At 36.9% G+C, this 18349-nt stretch carries 17 protein-coding genes and 1 pseudogene; 7 read left to right on the top strand and 11 right to left on the bottom strand.

Annotated elements, in window-relative coordinates; genetic code table 11:
* Positions 1-10 precede the first annotated feature (10 nt).
* From ruvB to coaE, 3 genes are all read left to right on the top strand, one after another.
* Positions 11-1033, top strand: a complete 1023-nt coding sequence (gene ruvB / locus C237_RS0101195) for a Holliday junction branch migration DNA helicase RuvB (RefSeq protein WP_018674660.1) — start codon at positions 11-13, stop codon at positions 1031-1033.
* A gap of 20 nt (positions 1034-1053) precedes the next feature.
* Positions 1054-1920, top strand: a complete 867-nt coding sequence (locus C237_RS0101190; RefSeq protein WP_018674659.1) for an MBL fold metallo-hydrolase — start codon at positions 1054-1056, stop codon at positions 1918-1920.
* 141 nt (positions 1921-2061) lie between these two features.
* Positions 2062-2661, top strand: coding sequence for a dephospho-CoA kinase (gene coaE / locus C237_RS0101185; protein ID WP_018674658.1), 600 nt, complete (start codon positions 2062-2064; stop codon positions 2659-2661).
* Positions 2662-2986: 325 nt separating this feature from the next.
* Here the strand turns inward: coaE and C237_RS0101180 are convergent, their stop codons facing one another.
* The 8 genes from C237_RS0101180 to C237_RS12600 form a co-directional block, all read right to left on the bottom strand.
* On the bottom strand, positions 2987-3646 hold the full coding sequence (locus C237_RS0101180; RefSeq protein WP_018674657.1) for a DUF6048 family protein: 660 nt from the start codon (positions 3644-3646) through the stop codon (positions 2987-2989).
* Positions 3612-4103: a DUF6452 family protein gene (locus C237_RS0101175; protein WP_026315415.1), complete on the bottom strand. Its 492-nt coding sequence runs from the start codon at positions 4101-4103 to the stop codon at positions 3612-3614. Before C237_RS0101175 ends, C237_RS0101180 begins: the two co-directional genes overlap by 35 nt.
* Positions 4104-4106: 3 nt before the next feature.
* A complete protein-coding gene (gene rlmD, locus C237_RS0101170) occupies positions 4107-5522 on the bottom strand; it encodes a 23S rRNA (uracil(1939)-C(5))-methyltransferase RlmD (protein WP_018674655.1) in 1416 nt (471 codons plus the stop codon).
* 123 nt (positions 5523-5645) lie between these two features.
* Complete coding sequence (locus tag C237_RS12605; protein ID WP_033398512.1) at positions 5646-7118, bottom strand: TlpA family protein disulfide reductase; 1473 nt, start codon at positions 7116-7118, stop codon at positions 5646-5648.
* Between the two features lie 140 nt (positions 7119-7258).
* A complete protein-coding gene (locus C237_RS0101160; RefSeq protein WP_018674653.1) occupies positions 7259-8026 on the bottom strand; it encodes a succinate dehydrogenase/fumarate reductase iron-sulfur subunit in 768 nt (255 codons plus the stop codon).
* A 23-nt stretch (positions 8027-8049) separates the two neighbouring features.
* Positions 8050-10062: a fumarate reductase/succinate dehydrogenase flavoprotein subunit gene (locus tag C237_RS0101155; RefSeq protein ID WP_018674652.1), complete on the bottom strand. Its 2013-nt coding sequence runs from the start codon at positions 10060-10062 to the stop codon at positions 8050-8052.
* Between the two features lie 57 nt (positions 10063-10119).
* Positions 10120-10794, bottom strand: a complete 675-nt coding sequence (locus C237_RS0101150; protein WP_018674651.1) for a succinate dehydrogenase cytochrome b subunit — start codon at positions 10792-10794, stop codon at positions 10120-10122.
* 195 nt (positions 10795-10989) lie between these two features.
* Positions 10990-12762 (bottom strand): ComEC/Rec2 family competence protein, encoded by a 1773-nt coding sequence (locus C237_RS12600; RefSeq protein WP_018674650.1) that lies wholly within the window; start codon positions 12760-12762, stop codon positions 10990-10992.
* A gap of 378 nt (positions 12763-13140) precedes the next feature.
* Here C237_RS12600 and hutI point away from each other — a divergent pair, with 378 nt between their 5' ends.
* A complete protein-coding gene (hutI, locus tag C237_RS0101135) occupies positions 13141-14367 on the top strand; it encodes an imidazolonepropionase (protein WP_018674648.1) in 1227 nt (408 codons plus the stop codon).
* Positions 14368-14431: 64 nt separating this feature from the next.
* On the opposite strand, the pseudogene C237_RS14115 reads toward hutI, so the two are convergent.
* From C237_RS14115 to C237_RS0101125, 3 genes and pseudogenes are all read right to left on the bottom strand, one after another.
* A pseudogene (locus C237_RS14115) lies at positions 14432-14560 on the bottom strand (IS5 family transposase); the annotation flags it as partial.
* Between the two features lie 361 nt (positions 14561-14921).
* Positions 14922-15482 (bottom strand): ORF6C domain-containing protein, encoded by a 561-nt coding sequence (locus C237_RS0101130; protein ID WP_018674647.1) that lies wholly within the window; start codon positions 15480-15482, stop codon positions 14922-14924.
* Positions 15483-15486: 4 nt separating this feature from the next.
* Positions 15487-15927 (bottom strand): helix-turn-helix domain-containing protein, encoded by a 441-nt coding sequence (locus tag C237_RS0101125; RefSeq protein WP_018674646.1) that lies wholly within the window; start codon positions 15925-15927, stop codon positions 15487-15489.
* A gap of 71 nt (positions 15928-15998) precedes the next feature.
* Between C237_RS0101125 and C237_RS0101120 the strand changes: the two genes are divergently transcribed.
* The 3 genes from C237_RS0101120 to C237_RS0101110 are packed head-to-tail and all read left to right on the top strand — an operon-like array spanning position 15999 to position 18336.
* A complete protein-coding gene (locus tag C237_RS0101120; RefSeq protein ID WP_018674645.1) occupies positions 15999-16232 on the top strand; it encodes a hypothetical protein in 234 nt (77 codons plus the stop codon).
* A complete protein-coding gene (locus C237_RS0101115) occupies positions 16229-16573 on the top strand; it encodes a hypothetical protein (RefSeq protein ID WP_018674644.1) in 345 nt (114 codons plus the stop codon). Before C237_RS0101120 ends, C237_RS0101115 begins: the two co-directional genes overlap by 4 nt.
* Positions 16534-18336, top strand: a complete 1803-nt coding sequence (locus C237_RS0101110; RefSeq protein ID WP_018674643.1) for a Mu transposase C-terminal domain-containing protein — start codon at positions 16534-16536, stop codon at positions 18334-18336. The genes C237_RS0101115 and C237_RS0101110 overlap by 40 nt, the downstream gene beginning before the upstream one ends.
* Positions 18337-18349: the final 13 nt, after the last annotated feature.

Here is an 18349-nt window from a genome sequence, read left to right as displayed (position 1 = left end):
TTAAATAAAAATGCCAGATTTTTTACATCCAGATAAAGATAATTATTCCCAAGAAGAACTCTTGCAGGAAGACCAGATACGCCCCCAAAGTTTTAATGATTTTGCAGGGCAAAGGCGTACTTTGGACAATTTAGAAGTCTTTGTAGCTGCTGCTAAAAACAGAGGGACTGCACTAGACCACACCCTACTCCACGGTCCACCAGGGCTGGGGAAAACCACTTTAGCCCATATCATTGCTAATGAATTGGGCGTAGGTTTTAAAGTAACTTCTGGACCCGTATTGGATAAGCCAGGAAGTTTGGCAGGGTTGCTGACCAATTTAGAGGAAAATGATGTTTTATTCATTGATGAAATCCATCGTTTATCGCCTATTGTAGAGGAATATCTCTACTCTGCGATGGAAGATTATAAAATTGATATTATGCTGGAAACTGGTCCTAATGCGCGCTCGGTACAAATCCACCTTAACCCTTTTACTTTAGTTGGGGCAACAACCAGAAGTGGTATGCTGACCAAACCGATGTTGGCAAGATTCGGGATTCAGTCTAGGCTAGAATATTATACGGTGGAATTATTAGGAATGATTATCGAGCGTAGTGCTAGGGTTTTAGGTGTTCCTATTTATGAAGATGCCGCCCTAGAAATTGCCCGAAGAAGTAGAGGCACCCCAAGAATTGCCAATGCCCTACTCCGTAGAGTACGAGATTTTGCAGAAATAAAAGGCAATGGCGAAATTAATATTGATATTGCAAAATTTGCCCTCAATTCCTTAAATGTGGATGAGCATGGCTTAGATGATATGGATAATAAAATCATGCAGGTGATGATAGAAAACTTTAAAGGCAAGCCTGTGGGGATTTCTGCTTTGGCGACTTCCATCGGTGAAAACCCAGAGACCTTAGAGGAAGTTTATGAACCATTCCTTATCCAAGAAGGTTTTATCATCCGAACTCCTAGAGGCAGAGAGGTAACTGATAAAGCCTACCGACACCTCAATATTCAGCGCCCTAATAACTTAGGCGAATTATTTTAATCCTTAAAATCGGAAAATTTATGAAACTATATCCTATCCAATGCGGAAAATTTAAACTTGATGGCGGTGCCATGTTTGGCGTAGTCCCAAAATCGCTATGGCAAAAGACCAACCCTGCCGATGAAAAAAACCTTATCGAACTCGGGATGCGCTCCTTACTCATTGAAGATGGCAAAAAATTAATCCTTGTAGACTGTGGCTTGGGCGACAAGCAAGACGAGAAATTCTTTGGTCATTATTCCCTTTGGGGCGATGATTCTTTGGATAAAAACTTAAAGAAATATGGCTTTGTACGAGAAGATATTACCGATGTCTTCTTAACCCACCTTCATTTTGACCATTGCGGCGGTGCTATTGAATGGAATGACGACCGCACGGGCTATCGTCCCGCCTTTAAAAATGCAAAGTTCTGGACTAATGAAAACCATTGGGACTGGGCAGTACATCCTAACCCAAGGGAAAAAGCCTCGTTTCTAAAGGAAAATATTTTACCCATCCAAGAAAGCGGTCAGCTAGAGTTTCTTCCATTACCCCAAACGGGCAATTATGGTTTTGCTCCAGACCTTAAAATGGACATCATCTTCGTAGATGGACATACTGAAAAACAAATGCTTCCCGTACTGAAATATCAGGGCAAAACCATTGTTTTCGCTGCCGACCTTATTCCTACAGTAGGGCATATTCCACTGGTCTATGTAATGGGCTACGATACACGCCCTCTCCTCACAATGGAAGAAAAAGATAAATTCTTAAAACAATGTGTGGATAACGAGTACATTTTATTTTTTGAACATGATGCCTACAACGAGTTAGCCACTTTAAAAATGACGGAAAAAGGTGTACGCTTAGATGAGACTTTTAGTTTTAATGAGGTGTTTGGGTACTGATTATAAAGGAAGTTAAAAGTTTTGAGTGATGAGGGTTGAGTTGCTTACTGCTTAAAGCCTACCGCTACTTTATAAAAGTTTTGAGTTTTGAGTTTTGAGTTGCTCACTGCTTAAAGCCTACCGCCTAAAGCTTTATATATTATGAAACGAAAAAAAATCATAGGGATTACTGGGGGGATTGGTTCTGGAAAGAGTACCGTTGCCAAAATCATTGCAAGCATGGGATTTCCAGTTTACAACTCCGATACTGAAGCCAAAGCGCTAGTCCATACCAATACCAAACTGAAAACTAAAATTATTGAGCTATTAGGCTCAGAGGCTTATGACACACAAGGGCAATACAACAGAGCTTGGGTGGCAGAGCAAGTGTTTAATCAACCTAGTAAATTAGAACACCTCAATGCCTTAATCCACCCTGCGGTAAAGGAAGATTACGAAAATTGGCTTCAAACTCAAACGACCGCTTTGGTATTTAAAGAAACAGCACTACTCTTTGAGTTGAACTTAGATCAATATTGCGACCTCAGCCTTTTAGTCACAGCAGACCAAAGTATTCGCATCAAACGGGTGATGGATAGAGACCAAAAAACTTATCGTGAAGTAGAAGCCATCATCGCTCAGCAAATGCCAGAACCCGAAAAAATCAATCGTGCGGATTTTATCATTTATAATAATGGTAATTTGGAAGAACTAAAACTGGCAACCCAAGAATTCATTAGCGCCATTCTACCTTCATTATAAAGTATCCACCACCCCACTCTGAAAGGGGCAATAAGTATTAATTAAGGGATAAGCAACCCCTTCCGAAGAGATCAATAAGCATTAACTAAGGGATAAGCAACCCTTTCCGAAGGGGATCACTACCTGTTATGAAGGGGGCAATAGGCATTAATTAAGGGGTAAACAATCCCTTCTGAAGGGGATAACTACCCGTTACGAAGGGGTCAATAAGTATTAACTAAGGGGTAAACAACCGCTTCCGAAGGGGATCACTACCCGTTACAAAGGGGGGTAGTAAGTACTCAATAACGGTTTATTCATATCTAATGAAAGAGTGCTTTCTGCATTAAAAATAGTAGGCAATACTCCATGCCACCCCCATATTAAACTTGGTAGAACTTTTACCAAAGCCTGGGATAATCATAGGCATAATATCGTCTTGCTTAGTGGTATATACTAAATATCTTGGCTGGGCATTAACATCAATAAAAAATGAAGAACTAAACAACTGAACCCTACCTCCAATCGTAGCTTCTGCCCAATATGAAGATTGGTTGGTTTTAGGAAAAGCAGTCTTAAAAATCTGCCCATTACTGCCTTTAGTGGGTACAGATTGATATTCTTGTGCGTAGATACTTGCCGCTAGCTTTACACCAGTATAGAAGCCATTTTTAGGATTTTTGGTATCTGTTACCATCATATAGAATGCGCCTAATTTTGCGTAATAGCCTTCGGCAGTAGCGTTGTATGCATTTTTATCATAAACATTCTTTGCAAAACCACCTTCCACTATTCCGTTGTAGCGTCCTTTAATCTGTGAGGCTACAAAAAACTGAAATTTCTTTTGCTTAGAAAACGCCGAAACCCCAGCCCCCAAAACATCTACCCCAATTAAAAAATTCGGTTGATATTGCCATTTAGGTTTTATAGAGTCCTGCTGCGCCTGTGCCAGTACCCCTAGTGTACATAAGCTAAAAAATAAAATAAATATGCGTTGGATTTTCATTATCAATTTTAGAGGTATTAGTTTCTACTTTTTTTACCGATGCCGACTGGGTAACCGAACTTTTTAAATCATTATAAAGCCTACGGATACCACAAGCGGGCGATACATATTCTGAGCGTGGAGTGTAATTTACTCTAACTACCGAGAACTGCTCCGCTTTATTATTCGGTTGTGTACGGATATAGAGGTCGGTATAAGTTTGGTCGTCCACCCTAAGTGGTACTAAAACAGAATCTGGTTTTATGGCAGAGACTACGGTTTTAATATCCTCACTATTGGTTAATTTAACCCCGATGACTAAAGTATCTGGTTGATACAATTTATTATTTTCGGTTTTAAACTTCACTTTCATTCTGGGTGTGCCTAAGCCTTTATCACAAATATCATCATCATTACCACAAGAGCATAGTACAATACCCAGCAGCCCTATCCATAGTATGCTAAAAAGCGACTTCATAAACTATTTAATTTTAGTTAATAATGCAATATTTTCTATATGATGCGTTTGTGGAAACATATCTACGGGTAAGATTTTCTCTACCTTATAATCTTCTTTCATTAAGGCTAAATCCCTCGCTTGGGTCGCCGAATTGCAACTTACATACACTATTTTTTCTGGGGCTAGTTTCAAAATCTGCTCCACTACTTTGGCGTGCATACCATCTCTTGGTGGGTCGGTAATCAGCACATCGGCTTTTGGGTGGTTGGCTAAAAACTCTTCCGTAAAGATGTCTTTCATATCGCCACAGTAAAAGGTGCAGTTATCCAGTCCATTATGCTTAGCGTGTTCTTTAGCGGCAGCTATCGCCTCTGGCACAGATTCTATCCCGATGACTTGCTTCGCATTTCTTGCTACAAACTGGGCTATCGTTCCCGTTCCAGTATACAGGTCGTATACTACTTCATCGCCTTTTAAATCAGCAAATTCTAAAGTTTTTCTGTATAGATTTAGGGCTTGCTTGTAGTTGGTTTGAAAAAAAGATTTAGGTCCAATTTTAAACTCTAAACCGTCCATTTCTTCCACCAAAAATCCATCCCCATAGTAAGGAATAACTTCCAAATCGTAGATGGAATCATTTGGTTTTGGGTTAATGGCGTACACCAAAGTTTTAATCTGTGGGAATTGACTTAAAAGGTAATCAAACAACGCCACTCTATGCTCCGCTTCTTCTCTATATAGTTGGAATAGCACCATCCATTCGCCTTTGGCATTTTGCCTTAGCATTAGCGTTCTTAAAAAACCTTCTTGAGATTTTACATCAAAGAAATCCAACTGATGCTCATCGGCATAGGCTTTCACTGCTAATCTGATGGCATTAGACGGGTCTTGCTGAAGGTAGCACTCCTTTAAGTCTAAAATCTTGCTCCACATCCCAGGGATATGAAACCCTAGCGCATTTTTATTTTGAATAGCCTCATTATCACTAATCTCCTCTGCGGTTAGCCAGCGAGCATTAGAAAAAGAAAACTCCATTTTATTACGATAGAAGTAAACCTCTTCCGAGCCTAATATCGGCAAGGCTTTAAAATCGTCTATCCCCCCAATGCGTTTTAGGTTATTAAGCACTTCATTCTGCTTAAAATCCAACTGTTTATCATACGACAGGTTTTGCCATTTGCAACCACCACAGACTCCAAAATGGCGACACTCTGGTGCTACTCTATCTTCCGATGGCTCTAAAACTTCTATCGCTTCGGCTTCGTAGTATTGTTTTTTAGATTTTCTTACTCTGGCTTTTACCAAATCACCAGGTACAGCCCCAGAAACCAAAACAGTTTTTCCTTCTTCAGTTTTTCCAATGGCTACACCTTTAGCCCCAGCTGTAATCAGCCTAAGGTTATCCAATATGATATTCTTTTTCTTTTTTCTAGACATAGGTTTCAACAACTAAATGATTGAAATACTCCGCAAAAATAAGGTTTTATAATGACTTTTATTTCCTGAAAGTATTGGTAATAAAAAGAGACTGCTGGGTGCAATCTCTTTTTTAGTTTATTCTTATTTTGAAGGTTGAGATTCTTCTTTGGTTTCTTTAGGTTTTGGCTGAATACCTGTGAGTGTCGTTAAGACTTTTTCTAGCCCATCGCCTCGCGTTTCCACATAAGATGCCGAAACTATTTTTCCGTCTTTATCCACCACTACAATACAAGGTAACTTAAATCCATAGATGCCATATGCCTTAGCCACTTTAGATTTTAAACCACCTTTTGCATAGACACTTTGTACATTTTTTAAATCTTTTAATACCGCGTCAGAAGTCTTTTTAAACTGGTCTTGTGTATCATCTAAATTAACGATAACTGTATTAATATGATTAGCATAAGTTTCATTAAGTTCAGCATTAATAGATTTTAAAGCCTCATTAACATAAGGTGTCCACGAGGTATAGAATATTAGAACAGTAGGACGATTATCCTTAATCATAGAAAATTGGAATGCTTTGCCATCAGCGGTTACGAGGCCTTCGTCTGGTGCTTTTGTGCCTTTCGGTAGCCCCTGCATCACCAATTTAATTTCTTTTAAATCTTTTTTGATTTGTGGATTTTTCACTTCTTTATCCAAGGTTGCCATCATTTGGTCGAATCTAGGATTTTGAGGCGACATATCGTATTGCATCGCTACAAAGGCTAATAATTGGTCTTTTACTTCTTGGTCTACGCCTTTTTCTTTGTTGATGAATTGAGCAAATGCTTCCGTTGCTGATAAGTCTTTATTTTTTAAATTATCTACAAACTGGTCGAATCTATCTTTATACTTCATCAAAAGGTAACTTCTGTAAGTTGGAATTTCCTTAACCAATTGCACCTCATTTTTCACCAAACTTTCTCTAATATTATTGAAAGATAACGAAGGTTTGTAGTTAGGGTTACCCGTCGCTTGTCCGTGAATGTTGGCATACTGCTCCATTAGCATTAATAAATTGACTTTAGCTTCGTCTTTTTTAAGTTTTACCAAGTCGGAATCTGGACTGAATTTAGATTTTAATTCGTCTATTTTTTTTTCCATATCCTTATCCATTTTTTGAACTTCGTCTAAGAATGGTTTTTCATCTTTGGACATAAACTGCACATCTACTTTACCCAAATATTCCGTCATATATTTTTGTAACGCTGCTAAGAAAGCATTGTTTTTTTCACCATCGCCTTCCACCTTCATACTTGATGAGAAGTCTGCGCCATCCGCAGTAATGTTTAGATGTTCACCTTTTTTAAGATATACAAAATTCATATTTCTACCCACGGTAATGGCATACAATCCGTCTTCTGCAATGGCAATAGTATCGGAAAATTTTCCATTTGCATCCACACCAATATTGGCTACGGGCAAAGTGGTAGGGCTAGACGCGTTGATAAGCTCTATCCTATCCAATGGTGAAACATTTTTAATGACCCCAGAAACAATCACTTGGTCTTTTTTTGAACATGAAACTATCAGCAAAGCAGACAGCATCAAAAACAAATATTTTTTCATATAATTTTTCATTTTTTCTATTGTACAAAAATAATTAATTAAACGCTCATAATTTCTATATTTATGAAATATTTAACACAAGAGTCGTTCTTTAAACATTATAAAGAACGACTCTTGAATATATCTACAAAGGTTTTATACTATCCTTTATCAAGCGTTGCTGCCATAAATTCGCGGTTCATTCTCGCAATATTTTCTAGAGAAATTCCCTTAGGACATTCTACTTCGCAAGCGCCAGTGTTCGAGCAGTTTCCGAAACCTTCGTCGTCCATTGCCGCTACCATTTTCAGCACTCTTCTTTTAGCCTCTACTCTACCTTGTGGTAATAAAGCATACTGAGACACCTTAGCCCCTACAAATAGCATAGCAGAACCATTTTTACAAGTCGCTACACAAGCCCCGCAGCCAATACACGCCGCAGCATCCATCGCTTTATCAGCATCTTCTTTAGGAATTAAAATACTATTGGCATCCGTTGTATTTCCCGAAGTATTTACCGAAATAAAACCTCCCGCAGCCATTACTCTATCGAACGCGCTTCTGTCTACTACTAAGTCTTTAATCACTGGGAACGCGGCACTTCTCCACGGTTCTATGGTAATGGTTTCGCCATCTTCGAACATTCTCATGTGAAGCTGACAAGTGGTAACGCCCGTATCTGGACCATGCGCTCTACCATTGATATAGAGTGAACACATCCCACAAATCCCTTCGCGGCAGTCGTGGTCGAATGCGACAGGCTCTTTACCTTCGTTCACCAATTTCTCATTGAGCATATCCAACATTTCAAGGAATGATGAATCGGTAGATACACCTGAGATTTTATAGGTCTCAAATTGTCCTTTTGATTTATTATTTTTCTGTCTCCAAATTTTTAGAGTCAGGTTTAGTCCTTTTTTTGCACTCATGATTTATTCTTTTTTATTGGAGATTATTTATAACTTCTTGTTTTAACTTCGATATTCTCGTACACTAGGTCTTCCTTGTGCATTACCTCAGCATTGATATTATCTCCTTTGTATTCCCAAGCGGCTACATATTTGAAATTAACATCATCTCTCTTTGCCTCGCCATCTTCAGTAGCGTGATCCCAACGGAAGTGTCCACCACAAGATTCTTCTCTATTCAGTGCATCCATTGCCATCAATTGTCCTAATTCTAAGAAATCGGCAACTCTACAAGCTTTTTCAAGCTCTGGGTTCATACTATTGGCTTCTCCTGGAACTTTTACATTTTGCCAGAAGTCTTTTCTTACTTCTTCAATTTCTTGAATGGCTTCTCTTAAACCTTCAGGCGTTCTACCCATACCTACTTTATTCCACATGATGTGTCCTAATCTCTTATGGAAGTAGTCTACAGAGTGGGAACCATTATTATTAACAAAGAAATTAATTCTTTCGTTTACAGATTTTTCTGCCTCGTCAAAGGCTGGTGTATTGGTAGGGATTTGTCCTGTTCTAATATCCGCAGAAAGATAGTCTGCAATAGTATAAGGCAATACGAAGTAACCATCTGCAAGACCTTGCATCAGTGCAGAAGCACCAAGTCTATTCGCTCCGTGGTCTGAGAAGTTCGCCTCTCCAATAACAAAACATCCTGGAATGGTAGACATTAAATTGTAATCTACCCAAACGCCCCCCATAGAATAGTGAACCGCAGGGTAAATCTTCATCGGCGTTTCGTATGGGTTGTCCGCTGTAATTTTTTCATACATTTGGAATAAGTTACCATACTTTTCTTCTACCCAAGCTTTCCCTAAATCATAGATTTGTTGTTCGGTAGGGTTGTGAATATTTCTTTCTAGAACGGCTTCTTTACCTTTCTTCATGATTTCTGTAGAGAAATCTAAGAATACACCTTCTTTAGTTTCATTATTTTCAATTCCGAAGCCTGCATCGCATCGTTCTTTAGCGGCACGAGATGCTACATCTCGAGGCACCAAGTTACCAAACGCAGGATATCTTCTTTCTAAGTAGTAATCTCTATCTTCTTCTTTAATATCTCTAGGCTTAAGTTTACCTTCTCGGATAGCTACCGCATCTTCAAGTTTTTTAGGCACCCAAATTCTACCAGAGTTTCTAAGTGATTCTGACATCAAAGTCAGTTTAGATTGTTGTGTACCGTGAACTGGAATACAAGTCGGGTGAATTTGCACATAGCAAGGATTTGCAAAATAAGCACCTTTTTTATGAATTTTCCAAGCAGCGGAACAGTTAGACCCCATGGCGTTAGTTGAAAGGAAATATACATTTCCATATCCTCCAGAAGCAATAACCACAGCGTGTGCTGAATGTCTTTCTATCTCTCCAGTTACTAGATTTCTTGCGATAATACCTCGCGCTTTACCATCCACGATTACTAAATCCATCATTTCGTGACGGTTATACATTTTAATTCTACCTTTACCGATTTGTCGGCTCATAGCAGAATAAGCACCTAATAGCAATTGCTGACCAGTCTGTCCTTTAGCATAGAAAGTTCTTTTTACCTGAACCCCACCAAATGAACGGTTGTCTAACTGACCACCATAGTCACGACCGAAAGGCACCCCTTGAGACACACACTGGTCAATAATATTGGCAGAAACTTCTGCTAAACGATATACATTAGCCTCTCTCGCACGGTAGTCACCTCCTTTAATGGTATCGTAGAATAGTCTATAGATTGAGTCGCCATCACCTTGATAGTTTTTAGCCGCGTTGATTCCCCCTTGCGCTGCAATAGAGTGGGCTCTTCTTGGTGAGTCTTGGTAACAAAATGCTTTTACATTATACCCTTGCTCTGCCAAAGTTGCCGCTGCTGAACCTCCTGCTAAGCCTGTCCCTACAACAATGATATCAATTTTATCACGGTTGTTTGGGGCTACCAAATTCATATGGTCTTTATGATTTTTCCATTTATCCTTAAGTGGACCTGCTGGAATTTTAGAATCTAATTTACTCATGTTATGTTATTTTATAAAATGACTTTAAACTTTAAATGACATTAAGAAATTTAAAATTTAGTGCGATTGAGTTACAAAGTGAAATACTGCCACTACAATAAATCCTAGTGGAATAAGGATAGAATACCATTTTCCAAACGCCTTGATCATTGGCGTGTATTTAGGGTGTCTAGCCCCAACAGACTGGAACGACGATTGGAATCCATGCGCTAAGTGCAATCCTAATAATACGAACGCCACTACATAAAACGCCACTCTAATAGGGTCTGCAAATTTTTCGTGCAATTCTCCCCAAAAACGAGTAACATCAGAAGGATCTCCCTCTCCTGGCACATACTTATACATCATTTCGTGCACCCAGAAGTCATACATATGCATCCCTAGAAACGCTAAAATTACCAATCCAGAGATAATCATATTTCTAGACATCCAAGTGGAATTAGCATTTGCCCCATTCACCGCATATTTTACTGGTCTTGCTTTATTGTTTTTAGCCTCTAAAACAAACCCCATGATGAAGTGAAAAAATACTGCAAAAATCAGTATCGGTTGCATTAAACCTTGAACAAATGGATTATACCCCATAAAATAAGATGCCTCATTAAAAGCGTCTTCGCTAAATACAGAAAGCATATTTACAGATAGGTGCATCACCAAGAATATCAACAAAAACATTGCCGATAGTGCCATCGCATATTTTCTACCAATTGTAGAACTCGTTAAACCTGCCATAGTAAGTTTTAATTTTTAATTTGCACAAAGTTAAAAAAATGATTACCCATTTGAAAATGAGAAACATCAGAAATACTTAGTTTGTAATGTTTCTAAATAAATATAATCTTCATCCAATCAATACAAACACCACCAAAATCATATTAAAACACTGATTTTCAAAAATTTAATTGAAATCAATTCAATAAACATCATTTAAGGCTTATGATAAATGTTATCTTTATATTGAATCGCTTTCGCATCGTTTGGTAGCCTATAAACTTGATATTTTGATACTCTACAAGAAATAATGTAAGGTTTGATGATATATTGCATAACCTTATTTTGGTCTAAAGTTTTAGGAATCCAAAAACTCACTTGCCCTTGTTCTTTAACCGAAAGAATATGCTCCCGACCTTGCGAATGCCATAATGCCTCAGAGGTTTGGTGTTCATAATAATTGAATCCCAATCGTACAATTAAAAATATAAACCCTAGCACCAATAAGTGTATTCCATAGCGCCAAGATTTTTTCAATAACCATCGGTTTAATAAATAGACCATCATCATCACTAAAATTGCTTCAAATATATTAAACGCTATCGTATCATTAGATAAAATATCTACCTTAGCAAAGCCCTCTACCAATTGGAGCAGATATTCTATCACAACATTATAAATGGTGCTTAACCACTGATTATCCCATCCGAAATAAATGAATCCCGTCATGATAAAAGAGGCTACAATTACCACTCCGACCAAAGGAATAATCAACAAATTGGCGAGTAAAGACACCCCTGAATATTGATGGAAATAATACAACACCAGAGGCAAAGTCCCCAATTGTGCTGCCAATGTCAGCGATAAAGTTTGATACACCAATCTCACCAACGATATTTTAGTTTTTGGAAATAATTGTAAAAACGGCTGATACAGCCAGTAAATGCCCAACACCGCCGAGAAACTTAATTGAAATCCAACATTAAATAACTGCTGAAGATCTACCACTAAAAGCCCTAATCCCGCTAAGCCTAACGCATCCAAAGTATTTGGTTTCCGCTGAAGTAAAGTGAATATAAAATAAGCACTCAGCATGGCACAAGCCCGAATCACCGAATTGCCACCCCCGATAAACCACGCAAATAGCCAAATCAGCAATATACTCAAAATGATGCTCCCCACTCTCATTTGGTAAGGTAATAGCCACCTCAGCACAAAGAAGATAAATCCAAAAATAATCCCAATATGCGTTCCAGAAATAGCTAATATATGTGCCAGTCCACTTTTTCTAAAATTTGAAATCAGCTCTACATCCATATCCGTTTTATCCGCTAGAATGATGCCTTTCAAAAATTGTTTTGCCACATTTGACAAACGGCTATGATTAATCTTTTCGATTAAATCCAACCGATGTTGTTTCATTTTGTCTTTAAAAGATAGATTTTGATTTTCGCCTTTCTGTACAAGACCTTTATAATAACATTGATAAAACACACCATTCCTCGCTTGATACTTTGCATAGTCAAATTGGAACGAATACAATGGCGATTTTAATGGCGGCATAAAACCTTCTACCCGATAGTAATGGCGATAATCTAATGGATGCGAGGACTTAGGCACATTGAACAAAACTTTTTGAGGTGTTTTTTGGTTTAAAATGACAACAATATACCGCTGGTATCTTGTATTGGCATTAAGTTTTTCATCTAGTTTAAAAACAAATTCGCCTTGCTTGGACAAAACCTTATCACACTGTGAGGACGAAGCTAAAAACTGACTGCATACCCCAATAGAAACAAAAAATAGAGCTAAAATGTAAATTCTATATTTTGAAATAAAGTAATGTTTCACCAGAATAGCACCCCCCAAAACAACCAATCCCAAACTTACCACCACAGAAACCTCTTCAATAGTCCAGCCCAATCTATCCTGCAATACAACACCTACTGCAAACGCGATAAAATAAAGAAATGACAGAGATTGTTTCACCTGTTTAAAGTTTTGACTTACAATAAATTTAACCTTTGATAAAGTTAAGAAAAATTTTTATTTTTGCAATTCATTATAATTATAGTCACGGTATGAATACTTTTAAAATTATTCTTTTTTCGATTGGTATTTTAATTACGGCTTATGATTTATTTATAATTATTACTCATAAAAAAGAGGTACAAGACCGAAAAATACATATAAAGTATAATATTTTTCTGCTTATTTTATTTTTCTATCTAGTTACTGAGCTATTAGGCTAAAAGTCTCTTGTTTCTATTACTTTAATAGCATCCACTTAACTTCATTAAATGCTAAGGACTAAATTTCTTTTTTGTATTTTCGCAATATTAAATTTAAAATTTACACTTATATTTCATGAACTTAATTGGACCATTTACACAAGCCATTACTCTTAATCAGTTACCATTAAAAGGCGCTCTTAAAGATGACGATTTAGAAATTATCTCAAATGCAGGCATTCTTTACGACAATGGAACCATCCAAAATATAGGAGATTTTGAAACCCTTAAGGCTCAAAATCCTGATGCTCAAATTACCAAAATTGATACACCACAGGTAGTGCTTCCCGCTTATACGGATAGCCACACCCACATCTGTTTTGGTGGTAATAGAGCAGCCGACTTTGCGATGCGAAATGCAGGGAAATCCTATCTAGAAATTGCTGAAAATGGCGGGGGTATCTGGAGTTCTGTAAAGCATACGCGTGAAGCTTCTGAACAAGAATTACTTGAAGGGTTATTAGTAAGAATTAACACTTTACTCCACTTAGGCATTTCTACCATCGAGGTTAAAAGTGGCTATGGATTGGATTTAGATTCAGAATTGAAAATGCTCCGTGTGATAAAACAAGCCCAGCAACAAACTAAAGCACAGCTGATCCCTACTTGCCTTTCTGCCCATACCAAACCAAAAGACTTTGATGGTAGTCATGAGGATTACCTCAACTATATTTTAGAAGAAATTCTTCCAAAAGTTAAAGCGGAAAAATTAGCCGAAAGAGTTGATATTTTTATTGAGCAATCCGCATTTCAACCTAAAGAAAGTCAGGAATTTTTAATGAAGGCTAAAGCGATGGGCTTTCAAATCACAGTTCACGCAGATCAATTTACACCAGGAAGCTCTAGGGTAGCTGTAGATGTAGATGCGCTATCTGCCGACCACCTAGAAGCCACCACCGATGACGATGTAAAATACCTTGCTCAATCCAACACCGTAGCAACGGTATTACCCGGTGCAAGTTTAGGTTTAGGCGAGCCTTTTACACCTGCAAGAAAATTATTAGATGCTGGAGCGTGTGTAGCCATTGCCAGCGACTGGAATCCTGGTTCTGCACCCATGGGCGACCTGATTACCCAAGCCTCTGTATTAGCCACTTTCCAAAAACTATCCACTGCCGAAGTGCTTGCGGGTATGACCTTCCGTTCTGCCCATGCTTTAGGCTTAGATGATAGAGGCGTTTTAGCCAAAGGTAAAAAAGCAGACTTTGTAACTTACCCAACAGATGATTTTAGAAATATCCTTTACAAACAAGGTCAGTTAAAGCCTAATGCTTTATATATTAACGGCGAACAAGTGATTTAACAATTGATAAATATCAAAAAAGTGCCCAGTCTTAAGATAAGATTGGACATTTTTATAATTGAAGTCATTTAAACTTTTTAAGGGCTATGACTATAAATGCTAAATAATTAAATCCTAGCCAACTAGCCACTGTTGTGTCAAATCTATTGAGTAAAGACCTATAACTATCCAACCAACCATTGGTTCTTTCTATTTTATTAAAGGGCAGAATAAAAAGTAAAGAAATGGAGAAAATGGATTAACTTACTGAAAAATAACAATATAAACACAAAAAAGCCGAAAAATTGAGGTTTTGCGAATTACCATTTACTACCATTTGAGGTTAATTTTTTTGTGGAAAAATAGACCGAAAACACAAAAGAGTATCATCTAAACCCTTATTTTTAGGGAGTTTTAGGAAAAAATGAGACAAAATACATACCTAAAAACATCTGCTTTTTTTCTTTACTTTTAATATCTAAAAAAAAACTTACCCTTTTTCTTACCCTTTCTTGAATGAAAAATAAATTTTTAGCCCCTGTAAAGATGTTTAAATATTTTTACAAGGGCTAAATTTATTTTTTGGTTTTTGCTAAAATTTTATTATAAACCTTATTGAGACTTGAAGGGCTTAAATCAGATAAAGAATTATAGTATTTTTTATGTTTTAGTATATCATTAACAAAAATATATAATTCCTCTTTTGATATACCTAATTGATTTGCTCTTGCATATATAGTCGCATATTTATCTTTTCTCCAAGAATCTATGTCCTCTTTTCTTAATTTTGGTTGAGCTTTATATACATATCTCTTTTGTAGCCATTTTATTGCTTCGTCAAATTTGTCTTTTGGGAGTACATCATACTTATGTATTTTAAACTGCTTTTTGAATGCGATTTGCTCACTTGCAAAAACTTTTCCTTTTTCGGATTTTTCTTTATCCAATGCCAAAACAGAGCCAATCTCTTTTATTTTTTGGCTAATTTCTAATGCTTGTGCAGGAGTAATACAATCATTTTTATCGTGTATTACTTCTACTTTTCTTATTATTTTCTCGGTTCTGATGATGTCTCCGTTATTTACTCCTACTTGTAAATTATTGTTTCCTGTAATGTTTTGCTCTATATTGTCCATAGTATTATTTTGCTAATATATTCAAAAGTTTATTCAGTTGATTATCTTTTTCAGCTATCATTTTTTTATAGTCTTCCAGTTGGTTCTTGCAGTCCTCCAATTCTTTTTGTAGTTGTTTTATGGTATTGTCTCTTGTACTGGAACTTACACTGTTATTATTTCCTTTTCCTATGGAAATATTATTATTTCCTGTTGTGGTTTGGGTAATAGTGTCAATATTTTTAAGCATTTCGCCATTTCCTAATATTAGCCATTCAGGATTAATTTCGGGGTATTCTCGTAAAATTTTCTCAATTTTATCAGACCCTACACTATTGTTATCTCTCAATATTTTGTTAAAATAGCTATTTGAAACGCCTATTTGTAGAGAAAATTTATTTATGCTAATACCTTTATAATTAATTATTTGTCTTATTCTATCGGATAAATTCGTAAAATTTTCCATTTTTAATTTGTTTTGTTCGTAAAATATTCTATATATTTGCAAAAAGATTTTAATAAATAATATTTAAAAGTATGACAAAGGTAGAAAATTTATCTGAGATGTTTCAGATATGCGAGAAGAAAAAGATGTCTTCGGACTCACTTTTATTGTCTGATATTTTAGGCGTTCCCCAGGCTACGGCTTGGTCTCGTTATAAGCGAGGTAATACAGCTGCGGTTAAGATAATGTATAAAATCGTAACAGGCAGGGAGGAACTTGTAGAAAAGATTAAAAAAGAAGTAGAGAACGAAAACAAAGACAAATGAACCTATTAGCAGACGATATTATCGTAAGGAAAAAGAACGCCATTGAGAGCGTTTGGCTTTCTCAACGGCTGATAATGGAGGTTTGTGAGGTTTCAGAAGAATATTTGTGGAAAGTTCGTTCCAAATACAAAGACAGCGTACGGGGCACCTATCTAACAGCGACCTATTTGCCCAATACAGGCAAGGCGTGGCGTTGGGCAAAGGTAAAGAATAGTTTTTACTATTGTATAGATAATATACCCGACCGAGCTCCTACTCATTACCGTTCGTTGTTTGGAGACACGGAAACACTCAAAAAAGAATGGAAAAACCAAATAACGAAAGAACCCTCACTAATCTAAAAAAAGCGTTTTTTGACTACATAGAAGAGCATTATAAGGACTATTTGAGTTATTATAATGGGACGGAAGAAGTCAAACGCCAGTCGTTAGCCAAATCGTGTAGTGCAGTAGCTTTTATGATGGAGAACAAGAATACTTATCCAGGTACAAAAATGAAGTTGTATAAGGATTTAAGCGTTATTCTCAAAGAAAATAAAATGCAGTATTTACCTTGTAACCCTTTGAAATTAAAGGAGAAAGTGGATATATTAGAGACTACTGACCACGCTATAACGGATATTATCTATCAACCGAGATTAGGGCACAAAGGAGCATTAAAATACGACGACCCCGTTTTATTTGGTTGGTTGCTCCATTTAAGAGCTAATGGAGCTAATTTTAGCCAAATACATATCATACGAGAGTTTTGGAAGGCTTGTGATAGAACAGGGAGGAAAAAGCCGTCTGAAAGATGGTGTAAAAGATTTTTGAATAAACCTCTTACCGATTTTCTAACTGCTGAAAAACGATTTGGGAGCAGTAAAAAGAGTAATATTTATAAATCTTACATTCCTTTTGAAGATGCTTTATATGCTGGGGATTGTTGGCAAATAGACGCTACAAGGGTTAATATGATAGCCCACGAGACCAAAGACAATGAGGGAAATAAGATACAAAAGCACCTAATGGCGGTTGTGGTTCGTGATGTAATGAGTGGGGATATATTGGGATATAATCTAACTTATTCAGAGAATAAAACCAGTTTTGCAAAGGCTTTACAAATGGCAGTAAAACAAGCGGGGTATTTACCTTATGAAATCGTAACGGATAAGTTTCCAGGACACAATACGGAAGAAAATAAGGTTTTAATTAAGCAATTGGAAAGCTTAGGCGTTAAGGTGAGATTTACGCATTTAGCGAGTGATAAAGCCAGTGTAGAGCGTTGGTTTGGAACTTTTCAAAGTGTGGTTTTAATGGGCTCAAAATACTATTACGGTGAGGGGATAACCTCCACCAGAGAGAACGCCCACCGAAGTCCTGAATATTTGGAAAAACTAAGAAAAGAGAGCAAAAAAGCAGGGTTTGACCTTATCCAAGCCGTAGAAGAATGTGAGAGCCTTATAGAGCAATGGAGAGGGTTAAAATATTCAGAGTATAGCCGTAAGCATAAGGGGTTTCATAAAACACCAAAAGAACTGCACCAAGAAAGCGAAAAACCTCATATCATAGAAATAAACAGACTACAAAAGTCTATGTTATTTGATAGGAAAATAGAGACTACAATACGGAATAATGGTCAGTTTCATATAGAAGTAATGGGGGTAAAATTCCATTATATGATAAGCGAAAAACACTATGATGTTATTTCAAATTATCAAAATCAAAGAGTGGTAGTTTCGTATGATATGGAGGATTTGAGTGAGGTATATGTATGGAGAAAGCACGAGCATTTTTTAATCTCTCTTTGTAGAGTACAGGAATTTAAAAAGATTGTAAAATACGGACCTAATGCAGAACTGGGAAGAATATCCCAAGAAAAAGCACGACAAAGGCGTATTAAAGAGCTGAAAGAAGAACAATATAATAAAATTGTTTCAGGAGTTGGGGAAGAAGCTTTATTGATGGGCATACATACCAATAAAATTGAAGCTAACCAGTATGAAGATGAGTACAATGGATTGGGAAAAATTATTCCTTTAAGAAAAGCATCAGGGGACGATTTTGGCGAATATTCCCCCGATGAATTTAATGCAGAAGAGCTTTTAAACTCTTTGAATATTTAACCACTCTTTAAAT

It is taken from the genome of Riemerella columbina DSM 16469 (assembly GCF_000374405.1).
Lineage (GTDB): Bacteria > Bacteroidota > Bacteroidia > Flavobacteriales > Weeksellaceae > Riemerella > Riemerella columbina.
The sequence above is the reverse complement of the archived record's forward strand: the minus strand, read 5'-3'. Positions and strand labels throughout refer to the sequence as shown.